General features: G+C 59.7%; 9 protein-coding genes. 8 read left to right on the top strand and 1 reads right to left on the bottom strand.

Translation table 11 applies throughout. The annotated features are described in order from the left end of the window. Window positions 1-11 precede the first annotated feature (11 nt). From H6M51_RS20015 to H6M51_RS19980, 8 genes are all read left to right on the top strand, one after another. Entirely contained in the window at window positions 12-1,739 is a 1,728-nt protein-coding gene (locus H6M51_RS20015; RefSeq protein ID WP_185811567.1) for a glycerol-3-phosphate dehydrogenase/oxidase, read from the top strand. Further along, on the top strand, window positions 1,739-2,581 hold the full coding sequence (locus H6M51_RS20010) for a class I fructose-bisphosphate aldolase (RefSeq protein WP_185811637.1): 843 nt from the start codon (window positions 1,739-1,741) through the stop codon (window positions 2,579-2,581). The genes H6M51_RS20015 and H6M51_RS20010 overlap by 1 nt, the downstream gene beginning before the upstream one ends. Next, complete coding sequence (locus tag H6M51_RS20005) at window positions 2,574-4,073, top strand: FGGY-family carbohydrate kinase (protein WP_185811566.1); 1,500 nt, start codon at window positions 2,574-2,576, stop codon at window positions 4,071-4,073. Before H6M51_RS20010 ends, H6M51_RS20005 begins: the two co-directional genes overlap by 8 nt. 59 nt (window positions 4,074-4,132) lie before the next feature. Beyond that, a complete protein-coding gene (locus H6M51_RS20000) occupies window positions 4,133-5,776 on the top strand; it encodes a GMC family oxidoreductase (protein WP_185811565.1) in 1,644 nt (547 codons plus the stop codon). Between the two features lie 545 nt (window positions 5,777-6,321). Continuing rightward, on the top strand, window positions 6,322-8,115 hold the full coding sequence (locus H6M51_RS19995; protein WP_185811564.1) for an ATP-dependent endonuclease: 1,794 nt from the start codon (window positions 6,322-6,324) through the stop codon (window positions 8,113-8,115). Beyond that, the gene (locus tag H6M51_RS19990; RefSeq protein WP_185811636.1) at window positions 8,108-9,895 is read left to right on the top strand and encodes an ATP-dependent helicase; all 1,788 of its coding nucleotides are present in this window, start codon (window positions 8,108-8,110) and stop codon (window positions 9,893-9,895) included. Before H6M51_RS19995 ends, H6M51_RS19990 begins: the two co-directional genes overlap by 8 nt. Before the next feature lie 389 nt (window positions 9,896-10,284). Further along, complete coding sequence (locus H6M51_RS19985; protein WP_185811563.1) at window positions 10,285-11,274, top strand: thymidylate synthase; 990 nt, start codon at window positions 10,285-10,287, stop codon at window positions 11,272-11,274. After that, window positions 11,192-12,193, top strand: a complete 1,002-nt coding sequence (locus H6M51_RS19980; protein WP_246780600.1) for a hypothetical protein — start codon at window positions 11,192-11,194, stop codon at window positions 12,191-12,193. The genes H6M51_RS19985 and H6M51_RS19980 overlap by 83 nt, the downstream gene beginning before the upstream one ends. Window positions 12,194-12,198: 5 nt before the next feature. On the opposite strand, the gene H6M51_RS19975 is transcribed toward H6M51_RS19980, so the two are convergent. Further along, complete coding sequence (locus tag H6M51_RS19975) at window positions 12,199-13,299, bottom strand: ImmA/IrrE family metallo-endopeptidase (RefSeq protein WP_185811562.1); 1,101 nt, start codon at window positions 13,297-13,299, stop codon at window positions 12,199-12,201. Window positions 13,300-13,326: the final 27 nt, after the last annotated feature.

The following is a 13,326-nucleotide window of genomic DNA, read 5'->3' as shown; positions in this document are numbered from 1 at the left end:
ACGGTACTTCCATGTCCACATTCCGCGAGGACGCGCTCAGGCGAATTCGACAGGACGGCGATTTCGATGCCGTCGTGGTCGGCGGCGGCATCAATGGCATCGCCGCCTATCGCGATCTGGCGCTGCAGGGGTTGCGCGTGCTTCTGGTCGAGCGGGACGACTTCGCGTCCGGCTGTAGTGCCGCCCCCTCGCGCATGATCCATGGCGGCCTGCGATATCTGGAAAACGGTGAATTCAATCTCGTCCGGGAATCGCTTGCAGAACGCGATGCATTGCTCAGGCTCGCACCCCACATGGTCCACCCTCTGCCGACGACGATCCCGATCTACTCGATCTTCAGCGGTCTTTTCAATGCCGCTGCCACCTTCTTCGGCTCGGCCGGCAAGCCATCGAGCCGTGGGGCGCTGGCGATCAAGACAGGTCTTTCGCTCTATGATTTCGTCACGCGCAAGAACCGGCTTCTCCCGCGTCACGCATTCCGCAACGCCAGCAGCACCCGGGCCCAATGGCCGGACCTGACGCCGGAGGTCCGCTATTCGGCGACCTATTATGACGCCTGGATCAGTCAGCCGGAGCGCCTGGCGCTGGAACTCGTTCTCGACACACGCCGTGATGCCCCCCAGGCGATGGCTCTGAACTATGCGCAATTGCTCAGGATCGGCGAGGGCTATCAGCTTTCGGCCGAGGGTTCGAACGAACTCATCGTCGTCCGTCCTCGCATCATCGTCAATGCCACAGGCGCCTGGATCGACCAGACAATCACGGCGCTCAGCGATGGCGCAGCACCTGCCGAGAAGACGGTTACCGGCACCAAGGGCTCACATCTCATTCTGGCGAATGACGCGCTCTATCAGGCCCTGAACGGCCACATGATCTTCTTTGAAAACACCGACAATCGCGTCTGCATCCTCTTTCCCTATCTCGGCCGTGTGCTGGCCGGATCGACGGATATCAAGGTCGACAAGCCGGGCCGGACACGCTGCGAACCGGAGGAGCGCGACTACATTCTCGCTGCCATTCGCACCGTCTTTCCGGATCTCGTCATCTCTCCATCCGATATTGTCTTCAGCTTCAGCGGCATCCGCCCGCTGCCGCGCAGCGATGCGGAATTCACGGGCAAGATCTCGCGCAGCCACGTCATCCATCGCGTCGAGAGCGATCCGCCGCAGCTCTGCATGGTCGGCGGCAAGTGGACGACCTTCCGCGCCTTCGGCGAGCAGGTGGCGGACGAAGTGCTCGCCTTCCTCGGTCGTCCCCGCATCGCAACGACCGCCGACCGCCCGATCGGCGGCGGCAGGAACTACCCTGCCGATGGCGAGCGGTTGTCGGCTCTGCTCTCCCGCGACTTTCCGATCGGCAAGGCCCGCGCCGATCACCTGGCATCCACCTATGGATCGCGGGCCTTCGATCTGATGGCCTTCTGCGACGGACATCCGGATGACGTTCCCTTGTCCTCCACAACGGTGATGACGCTGGCCGAAATCCTTTGGCTGATCCAGGGCGAAGACGTTCACCACCTGGCCGACATCGTGCTCCGCCGCACAAGCCTTGCGATCACCGGCCAGATCGATCTCGAAATTCTCGACACCGTGCTGAGCGCCATGGCCCGCGAACTCGCCTGGTCGGGTGAGCAGATCTTTGCCGAGCGGCGGCACCTCATCGATGAACTTGGGACCTATTACGGGGTCTCGGTCGCAATGCTTCAGGACAGATGCAAGGAAAAGGACAAGGCGTCATGATGCGAGTTTCCAAGAAGGCACGAATGAACAGGCTGTTTCGCCAGGGTGGTTGCCTCGACGTTGCAATCGACCACGGGGTCTGCAACGAGCCGAGCTTCCTCATCGGCCTGGAGGACATGGCAGGCGTGGTGGACAAGCTCGTCGAAGCAGGCCCCGATGCCATCCAGATGGCCTATGGCCAGGCAGACCTCTTGCAGGCGAGACCCGAACGCGACAAGCCGGCGCTTGTCATGCGCATCGACATGGGCAATCCCTACAATTCCACGCGCCACCGCAGCATGTGGTCGCAACTGCAGAACCATGACGAACCGATCATCGGTGCGCTGGAGATGGACGCGGCATGTGTCGTCGTCAATCTTTTCATGCTGCCGGACGAGCCGGAACTCTTCCGCCAATGCGTCGAAAACATCAGCCGCGTCCGCGCCGATTGCCACCGTTATGGCATGCCGCTGATGATCGAGCCCTTGGTGATGCTGCCCAACGATATCAGGGGTGGCTACCAGGTGGACGGCGATGCCGAGAAGATCGTCACCCTGGTCCGTCTGGCCTCCGAAATGGGCGCTGATATCATCAAGGCCGATCCGACAAGCGATCCCGAGGACTTCCACAAGGTCATCGAAGCGGCGCGCTGCCCGGTTCTGGTCCGTGGTGGCGGTCGCGAGGATCTGCGCGTCGTGCTCGCCAAATCAGCCGCCCTGATGGATCAAGGCGCAAACGGGATGGTCTATGGACGCAACATCTATCAGCATGACAATCCGAAGGCTGTCGTGAAGGCGTTGATGGCGATCATCCACCAGCGCGCCAGCGGCGAAGAAGCATGGGACATTTATAACCGTGGCTGAGAAAAACTACATTTTTGGTGTCGATGTCGGAAACACGGTCATCAAGGCCGTGCTTTTCGACACGGAGGGCCACCAGATCGCCCACTGCGCCATCGACGGCCAGTCGAGCTTTCCAGAACCCGGCCATGTCGAGCGTGATCTCTCGGAACTCTGGGAAAACGGCTGCGCGGCAATCCGCGAAGTGATTTCCACGTCCGGTGTCGATCCCACGCGGATCCTCGGCCTTGGGTGTGCCGGGCACGGCAATGGCCTCTATCTGCTAGATCGGGCCTTTCAGCCGCTGAAGGGCATCCAGTCGCTGGACAGTCGGGCAGCCGATATCGCAGCAGAGCTCGACCGTGAGAACGGGGACGCACTCCAGGCGCGCTGTCTGCAGCGCCCCTGGCCATCGCAGACCCCGAGCCTGCTCGCCTGGATCAAGCGTCACGCTCCGGAGACCTATGCGAATATTGGCATCGTCCTGTTCTGCAAGGACTTCATCAACTTCCGCCTGACCGATCGCCTCGCCAACGATATCTCCGACTTGAGCGGCGCCGGGCTGCTTGCCATGCCGGAGGGGCAACTCGATGCCGGATTGCTCGGACTCTATCACCTCGAGGATGCCCTGTCGTTCTTCCCTGAGCGTGTGCAGTCCGCAGACATTGTCGGCCGGGTCACCGCAGCGGCGGCCAAGGCAACGGGCCTCGCGCAAGGCACGCCTGTGATCGGTGGCTATTTCGACGTCGTCTCCAGTGCCATGGGTTCAGGCGTCATCCATGCCGGTGAAGCCTCGGTCATTGCGGGGACCTGGAGCATCAACCAGGTCTTTGCCGATCGCCCGGTCATCAGCCCCGATGTCTTCATGGTCACGACCTTCGGCAAGGATCGCTATGTGAACATCGAGTCGAGCGCGACCTCCGCCGCCAATCTCGAATGGTATGTGCATCGCATGCGCGGCGACCATGGCGGCGAGGCCTTCGACCGCTGCAATGAGGAGGTCGGCAAGGTCGTACCCCGCGCCGACGACCCCTTCTTCCATCCCTTCATCTTCGGCTCACGCCTCGGTGCCGAGTTTCGCGGCGGTTTCTACGGTCTCGCCGGTTGGCATGGCGAAGGCCACATGATCAGGGCGCTTTTCGAAGGCGTCTGTTTCGAACATCGCCGCCACATCGAAGTGCTGCGACGCGCCGGACTGTCGGTGGATCGCGCGGTGATGTCCGGTGGCGGCTCGCGTAGCCCCCATTGGCCGCAGATGATGGCCGATGTCCTGGAGATCCCGCTCACCGTTGCCGAGGCCCGCGAGACCGGCGCCCTGGGGGCGGCGATCGGCGCTGCGGTCGCGATCGGCCTTTACGCCTCCTACGAAGAGGCCGTGGCGGCGATGACCCGCTCTGCCAGAGACTTCCAGCCGAATACGGAACGGACGGAGCATTTTCGCAGGCGATACGGGCTCTTCACGGCCCTGACCGACCAGATGCGGGACTTCTGGAGCGCATTGCGCCTGAAGTCCTAGGCCGGCCCAAGACCACAGACGAACATCGGCGATCGTGATCGCCAACGAAAGGACAGACCATGCCGGACACGACACGGCTCGATGGCGACTATGACTATGTCATCGTCGGGGCAGGGACCGCAGGCTGCGTTCTCGCCGCCCGTCTGACGGAGGATCCGACGATCCGCGTGCTGCTCCTGGAGGCCGGAGGCTCGGACCGCTATCACTGGGTGCAGATCCCCGTGGGCTATCTCTATTGCATCGGCAATCCGCGCACCGACTGGATGATGCGCACCGCATCCGAACCCGGGCTCAACGGCCGCAGCCTTGCCTATCCGCGCGGCAAGGTGCTCGGCGGCTGCACCTCGGTCAACGGGATGATTTACATGCGGGGTCAGGCCGCCGACTACGACGGCTGGCGCGACCTCGGCAATCCCGGCTGGGGCTGGTCGGATGTGCTGCCCTATTTTCGGAAGTCAGAGGACTATCACGGTCCATCGGGAGACATGCATGCAAAGGGTGGCCCGTGGAAGGTCAGCCGCCAGCGCCTGAAATGGGATATCCTGGAGGCCGTCCAGGAAGGTGCCCGTGAATTCGGCATCGAACCGCGCGCTGACTTCAACGACGGCAACAATGAAGGATCCGGCTTCTTCGACGTCAACCAGCACAAAGGTGTCCGCTGGAACACGGCACGCGGCTTTCTGCGGCCTGCCCTGAAGCGACCCAATCTGCGCCTGGTCCAGCATGCGCTGGTCGAGCGCCTCACCTTCGAAGGCAAGCGCGTCTCCGGCGTCCAGTATCGCACGCCAGGAGGCTCGTTTACCGCGAAAGCCACAGGCGAAGTCATCCTTGCCGCAGGCGCCATCAATTCGCCGAAGCTCCTCGAACTCTCTGGCATTGGCGACCCCTCCCGCCTCTTGTCGCTCGGTATTGACGTCAATCTGCCGAAGCCAGCCGTGGGCGCAAACCTGCAGGATCACCTGCAGATCCGCACGGTCTTCAAGGTGAAGAATACGGTGACGCTGAACCAGCTCGCCAATTCCTGGCGCGGCAAGATGAAGATCGCTGCCGAATATGCCCTCTACCGCTCCGGGCCGATGTCGATGGCACCCAGCCAGTTCGGCATGTTCACCCGGTCCTGCCCGGACGAAGACCGACCCGACATCGAATATCACATCCAGCCGCTCTCCACCGACAAGCTCGGCGATCCGCTCCACCCGTTTCCGGCAATCACCGTCTCGGTCTGCCAGTTGCGCCCGACCAGCGTCGGGACCTGCCACATCACCTCCAACGACCCGGCCCTGCAGCCGGAGATCCGTCCGAACTACCTCTCCACTGACCAGGATCGGTCCATCGCGATCGCGGCCATCCGCCAGGCAAGACAGGTGATGTCGGCAGCCGCCCTTTTCACCTTCCAGCCGGAGGAAATCCTGCCTGGCCCTGAGTTCCAGGACGACGAAGCCCTGCTGCAAAAGGCTGGCGACATCGCCACCACCATCTTTCATCCCGTCGGCACCTGCCGCATGGGCCCTGACCCGGATGCCGTGGTCGATCCCGCGCTGCGCGTGACAGGCCTTCGGGGCCTGCGCGTGGTAGATGCCTCCATCATGCCCCGCATCGTCTCCGGCAATACCGCCTCACCGGTGGTGATGATCGCCGAAAAGGCGGCCGACTTGATACGGCAGGACCGGATGGAGGGGTGTCACCATTCAAGCGCCGGCTAAGGTCCCCAGCCGATTTTGCGAGGCGCGTTTCCAGCACAAAGGATGGCCAAAAAAATCAGTCGAGATTACTCAAGTTGTTGAGCAGGCGTCGCTTTTTGTCGGTGAGAAACAGTCGCCGATATTCAGCCGAAAACCGAGCTAGAATGGCCCGCCTGGAGAACCTGGATTCTCACATGATTTCAATGGCTTAGAAAAATAGCCTTTGATTTCCCTCTGTTTTCCTGCCGCGAGCGACCGTGGATGCCATCTTTGTGCCCTGGCTTTGGGCCGACGTCAACATTGCGGGAGAGCGGCAATTATTTCCGCTTAAGAGCGTCAAGCCGGAGGTGAGGTGAGCATTTTCGCGTGTCCGCTGTGCGCCTCCATCCCGGTCATAGCTCGTGTCCTATTCCCCTCCCAGGAACGGACATCCGCTGGCATAGTTCACGACCAATGCGATCCGTTGGTCGGCCTACAGGTTTATTGGAGGTAACGTCGTTGCTCGCGTACAATCTGACCTAGAATCGGTTATGATTTCTGTATGCCGCAATTTGCAGGGACCGCCGATGTACCTATCCAGAATTACGATAGACAACTTCCGGAACTTCCGGTGCTTGGATGTCTCGCTGGCGGGCAACATCGTAATCGTCGGAGAGAACCGGGTCGGCAAGTCGAACTTGCTCTATGGACTCCGTCTGATATTCGACCCGTCGCTGCCAGACAGCGCTCGAGAGCTGTCTCTCGGCGATTTCTGGGACGGGCTTGAAGAACTCGACGAAGAAAGTCGAATCCTTGTGTCCGTTGAGATAAAGGACTTCGATGATGACCCGGATGTTCTTGCGGTGCTGACGGACTACCGTGTCCCCGGAAGCCCGGACACGGTGGCACTGACGTACGAATACAGGACGCGCGCCGGACTCGGGCGGGCTCCAACGAGCGAGAGGGACTTCCAGTTCTCGTGCTACGGCGGCAGGGATCCGACGCGAAAATTTGGTCATGATGTTCGTAGCAGGATTTCCATGGATGTCCTTCCCGCGCTTAGGGATGCGGAAGGAGATCTAGCTGTCTGGAGACGCTCTCCTCTTCGACCGCTGATCGAGACGGCTTTTGGTGCGATCGACCGTGACGAGTTGCAGGAAGTCGCCGACCAGATTGGGACAGCCACCTCCAGCCTTATGGAGTTCGAGCCTGTCTCCGACCTTGAGGAGGCCATAGCGACATCGTTCCGGGCCATGAGCGGGGAGCGGCAGGACGTCGAGCCAACGCTCGGCTTCTCCGCCACCGACGCCTCGAAGCTTCATCGCCAGATTAGGCTGCTGATCGACTCCGGACAGAGGGCCGTTTCCGACGCCAGCCTTGGCTCTGCGAATCTCATCTTCCTGACGCTTAAGACCATGGAGCTGCGCAACCTCATTGCAGGGGACAAGCGTGACCATTCTCTTCTCGCGATAGAGGAACCCGAAGCGCATCTGCACCCGCATCTGCAAAGACTCGTTTACAGAAGCCTGTTCGAAGATGCGAGCGGTCAGGATGAGGACGGCGAGGATCCTCCGCTGTCAGTCATCATGACAACGCACTCGCCGCACATCGCAAGCGTCGCTCCTGTAAGATCGATCGTCCTGCTCCGAGAAAACGGCGAAGAGACAGTCGGCTGTTCCACGGCCTCCCTGGATCTGTCGACCGATGAGGCGGATGACCTGCAGCGCTACCTGGATTTCACGCGCGCCGAAATGTTGTTTGCTCGCGGTGTCATCCTCGTCGAGGGCGATGCGGAACGCTTTCTGGTTCCCAGGTTTGCCGAGGAACTCGCCGCCGATTTGGACGGCCTTGGGATCACGGTCTGCTCGGTCGCCGGCACGAACTTCACGCCTTACGCAAAGTTTCTTGAAGCGTTGAAAATCCCCTTTTCCATAATCACCGATTTCGATCCTGATGGTGATCGGGGCCAGAAACGGACAGTTGCGTTGTCCCGGCTCCTAAATGGGATGCGCACCGAGAAGTATGGCGAGGAATATTTCGACGAGCTCCTCGAGACCGATGACTGGCCTCGCTTCGATGAAAGCATCGAGGAGTTCGGGATATTCACCAACGCCGACACGCTCGAGATGGATCTCTTCAACGGCGCCTTCACGGCGTCTATCATCGAGGGCCTCAGGGAGGGCAACTTCGGCAAGGAACGAATGACACGGATCGACGCCTGGGAAAAGGATCCTACGACGGTCAATCGGAAACAGCTACTCGCCATGATGGAGGACATCGGCAAGGGCCGCTTCGCACAGCGTATGGCAGCCCGTATTGGCGGTCTTGAGGTACCCGGCTACATCGCGCGCGCCATCAGCTACGTGGTCGGCCGTGTCTAGCAGCGCACTCTATCTCGACGCTGCGGAGGAACTAAGGCCGAACAACGCCCAGTGGCAGGCCTATGAGTCGACCGGGCACTGCGTCGTTCTCGCAGGTCCCGGAAGCGGCAAGACCAAGACACTAACGGTTAAACTTGCCAGGATCCTTTCCGAGGATGTGAAGGCGCCGCGTGGCGTCGCTTGCATTACTTACAACAACGAATGTGCGCGGGAATTGGAGGAACGGCTCGGCGACCTCGGGGTCGAACCGGGAAAGCGAGTATTCGTCGGCACCGTCCACTCCTTTTCCCTGACACAAATCCTGATCCCATATGCCGAGTCCCTAGATGTCGGACTTACTTCCAGGTTCCAGATAGCAAACGCCCAGCAAAAGGGAGCGGCGATGGCCAGGGCTCACCGGGACGTGGTTGGCGGTCCTGGCAATCCGGAGGATTTTCGGTTCGGCATGGACCTCCACCGTCGCACCTACTTGGACAGAACCAAGCCGATATGGACGGAAGCTAACCCGCAACGAGCTGCGCTCGCAACGTCATACGAGCAGTATCTGCGCGAAGCTGGCTTGATAGACTTCGAGGACATGCCTCTTCTTGCGCTGCGTGCCCTTGTCAGGAATCCATGGCTGCGCGATGCGTTGCTTGCCAAATTCCCTGTGCTCGCCGTCGACGAATATCAGGATCTCGGTACCGCACTTCACCTGATGGTGCTAGGACTTTGCTTTCGCACCGGAATACGCCTACTGGCGGTCGGCGATGCCGATCAATCGATCTACGGCTTCATTGGAGCGAGACCGGAGCTCCTGCAGCAGCTTTCACAGCGCGAAGACGTGGAGACGGTGAGACTGGCACTGAACTACCGAAGCGGCACACGGATCGTTGCCGTTTCGGAATATGCCCTCGGAGAGGTGCGTGGCTACAAGGCGGCTGAAGGCGCCGCTGAAGGCACGGTCTACTTCCACCCACTAGCTGGAAACTACGAAGACCACGCCGCCTGGCTCTTCTCAACGTTGCTCCCTGAAGTGGAGGTGAGAAATCCCGGCCTTCAACGTGGTAACATCGCTGTCCTCTATGCTGCGGCGTTCATGGGCGACGCCGTCGCCGAGGCTGCTGCTGATCATGGCTGGGCATTCGTGCGGGCTGACGCGAATGCCCTCTATTCCAGATCGAACAGATTGATGCGATGGATCGAGCGCTGCGCTGCGTGGTGTTGTGGCGGATGGGAGGTCGGCGAGCCACGCTGGTCAAGGATTGTCTCCGAAGGTAGGCGCCTGTTCTCCGAGACGATCTTGTCCGATCAAGATTGGCGGGAGTTCAAACGAGCCCTGCTCGCCTTCACTTGGTCGTCGCGGGACAGCACCCTTTACCTTTCCGCCTGGCTTCGGGCGCTAGACGCCGCGATCGTCCAACGGTTTGCGATCGGTTGCAGAGCCCTGTCCGACGATGTGGCCGCGATGAGATCCCTCATACAGCGGCTTGAACAGGACCTGGGATTGTCCGGCATGTCACTTGGCCAGTTCTCGGGAGCTGGCGAAGGAAACGATCGCGTCAATCTCACCACTCTCCACAGCTCGAAGGGGCGGGAGTTCGATGTCGTGGTGATGTTCGGCATCGACGAAGGCAGAATCCCTCGATCCAATCCGACACCAAAGGACATCATCGAACAGCGTCGCCTTTTCTACGTGGGGTTCACCCGCGCACGCTCGGAAGTTCACATAGCATTCTCGTCCACCCGTGCATCGAGGTTCGTCCTCGAAGTCGACGAGCGCATCCAGGCGGAAGATTGAACTGCCAGCGAGCGTACTCGACACTGCTTTTTGTAAACGCCGTGATGTCTGCCGGTCTTCCTAGAAATTGACGATTCTGCCAAGCCCGACGATGTCGTACTGCGCCGTCATTCCGGTCATCCCACTGCGCCAGTTGACTTTCAAAAACAGTCGTTCAAGTGACGCCTCTTCATGAGTGCGCAACCCCCAACAAGTTGGGTCCGCCTCGCTGCCTTATCGGCTAGTATCTCGGGGCCGAACTGCTGCGCCGTTACGCCCCGGGGGAATCTCCTTTGGTTCCCGAGCCGCTTGCCCAAGGCGCAAGAAAACCCAGAAGCCCGCTCCGGTAGTATTTTACTTGCCGATATCCGATCATAAGATGTGCCGCAGGGGCAGATTCGGGGGGCGGCATGTACCTATGCGGTGAAGGCATTGATGAAATACTGATCGAACTGTACCCGATCCTTCTCTCCGAGGGAGCCGCGAACGTCGGCACCCGCGGCGAAATGCGAGAAAAGCTTGGGGTGTCCTTCCGAATGACTAACCCTAGAGCTCGGATCAGTCGATCACAGGACCGTGGCAAGCCGTTCAGCGCCTTGGGGGAGTTGCTCTGGTATCTCGGGGGCCTCAATACTCTGGAGTTCATCAAGGAATATATCCCGGATTACGCCCAGGATGCCGAAGATGGCATCCTCGCTGGCGCCTACGGCCCGCGGATTCATGCGATGCGCGGAAGCATCAACCAACTTGAGAATGTCACTAGGCTTCTGAAAGAGAAATCCACCTCCAAGCGCGCCGTGATCCAGCTTTACGATGCTGCGGACATCGCAGTCCATCACGAGGAGATTCCGTGCACGACTGCACTGCAATTCGTAGCGCGCGATGGACGCCTTCATATGTCCGCCACGATGCGGTCGAACGACGCGTACAAGGGCCTGCCGCATGACGTGTTTTGCTTCACCATGCTCCAGGAGATGATGGCCACTCGCCTTGACCTCGATTTGGGCGATTACATTCACTACGCCACCAGCATGCACGTTTACGACGGCTCTATAGAAGCGATGAAACACTACGTGAACGAAGGACATCAAAAAACGGTGCAGATGCCTCCAATGCCTTCCGGAGACGCATTCTTAATTACCGACGCCCTGTTGCAAGCAGAGGGGGAGATCCGGGCAGAAAAGAAAATCCGGGCCGCAGACTGCGCGAGCGAGCCTTACTGGGCTGACATCATCCGCCTTCTCCAGGTTTTCTGGGCCACTAAACGGCGGGATGCTCCAGGGTTCGAATTTCTTAACGAATTGAAGGCCGAGTTTCATGACGAGGTTTATCGAACTTATCTCGAGCGGAGGCAGAAGACCCGAGTTCTTCGAAATGCCAAAACGAATGGAGCAGCCTGAAATGTGGCCTACGAGGCAGCAACAACATGCGCAGATATCCAGCGCTCTTCACGACTACTCGGCCAACGTCCGTAATCTTCCAGGTGCTGCTGAGAACCTGGCGCGCGACACACTCGCAATGCAGTTCGTCGCAAGCCTGAGACGCGAAGATTACTACAGGCGAGTACAGGAAAGGCCCATCCCCAAGAGGAAGGCAGATCCCAATTCGGGTACATTCGATGCCGAGCGCGCGGTTGCATATCATATGCAGACGGGCAACGTAGAAGAGGCCGCGTGGCTTGTGTTCCTTATGACGCATTTCGCTAGACCTGCGTCTTCCGGATGGCTTCGACTGCAGCAGGTATATGGTCGCCTCGGGGCCGGGGTGTGGGACTGGCAGACTGTCTCACACAACCCCCAGGCTATGATTTCATGGCTCGCCGCTACCTGGACAAGCATCGACGGACGGTTCGGCAATCACCGGAAGTACGAGAGTCTGCGGCCGGACTCCAATAGGAGCTTCAGCGACGTTCTGCTCAGCTACCTCGGGTGGATAGGCCAAGGAGGACACCAGGCTTTCTTTGCGAACAAAATCCTAGAGGCGGGCAACAATCCTGCGACGATCTTCGATGCTCTCTACAGAAGCATGAACGTGAGAACCTTCGGGCGCCTTGCGAAGTTCGACTACCTTGCATTGATCGGTCGGTACGGGATCGCTCCCATCGAGCCGGGATCGGCCTACTTCAAGGGTGCCACGGGTCCCGCTTCCGGTGCACGCCTCCTGTTCACAGGTTCACACACTGGTGCGGCAACTGAGGCGCAGCTTCAGAGCTGGGTGGATCAATTGGATGCCAGCCTGCACGTGGGAATGGCCGTGATGGAAGATGCCTTGTGTAATTGGCAGAAGAGCCCGACCTCATTCGTCCATTTCAAAGGATAGCGAGCTTAGACTGTGACCGGGTTGATCTGGCTCCAATTCCATGTGCGCTTGAGATAGTTAAGTTTGTCGGGCTCCAGCATCCCACGATGCTGCATCTGACCGACAGTGAGGCCCGGTGCGATGCCTATCGACACGCTAAACCGAACAATATCCTCTCGGTTCGGCTTGATGCGTTCGAATTCGGACTCCCGAAGGGGAGGGATTACGCATTCGGCCGCAAACTCGTTGGCTTCGTTCTCCCGATCGATGTCGCCGGGCAGGGCATCGTCGTCGACAAAGGTGTTTGCCTTGTGAAGCACGAGATGCCCGATCTCGTGGAAAACCGTGAACCAAAACTGATCATCGCGCTTGTAGCGGAAACTCAGCAGGAGCATCGCCTTGTCCGGGTCCACCATTCGTATTGCGCCACTGGCGCGGCATCCATCGGGTGCCTTAACTACAACGAGTGCCACGCCGGCCTCAGCGCACAGCGCCTTCAGTTTGGGAAGAAAGAGCTGAGGATGGCGTATCATGGAGAGCTTGCGGATCTCCTGCAACCGATCCATCAGGTTTTCGGAGTTCCAAACTCGGGTCTGGATCATCTCGGCTTCGAGTTCGCCGCGCCTGAGCCAAAGAAGAGTCGCGTCTTCCTTTGAAGCGTATGTCTTCGAGGTACGATAGTCCGTTTCTCCGACTAAGCGGCCATAGCGACCCCGCCAGGATTCTGCGTCTGGGACGTTATAGAACACCAGTCTTCTACGAATTTCGGCAGCGCGACGCTCAAGAGACAGCTTGCCGCGTGCCTTCTGCCCGGGGGCAGGCAAGCATAGTAGTGCGTCCTCATGCCCGCTCTGTCTAACTTGAGCGACTGCACGATCGACCGCCGTATCGAAGTTCTCCTGTCGCTTCAGCCAAAATTTCGCCGATGCTCCCAGCATTGCCGAAAGCGTCGACGCGGTGTACTCATCGATCTGCCGCGACCCGTCTATAAGACCCCGGACAGCATCAAGCCCATCCTCAAAGCGCTCGGCGAGGTCATGCGCGGAGATATTTCGTCGCTGCATGATCGCGCGGATCGAGTCGCCGGGTTTCGAAAACCAATTGGCTGTGCCGTGCTCGTCAATCATGGTACTTCCGATATGGCTGTGAGCTTC

The sequence above is a fragment of the Rhizobium sp. AQ_MP genome (assembly GCF_014237835.1).
Classification (GTDB): domain Bacteria; phylum Pseudomonadota; class Alphaproteobacteria; order Rhizobiales; family Rhizobiaceae; genus Allorhizobium.
Note: the sequence above shows the minus strand (reverse complement) of the source record. Positions and strands in the feature narration are given on the sequence as shown.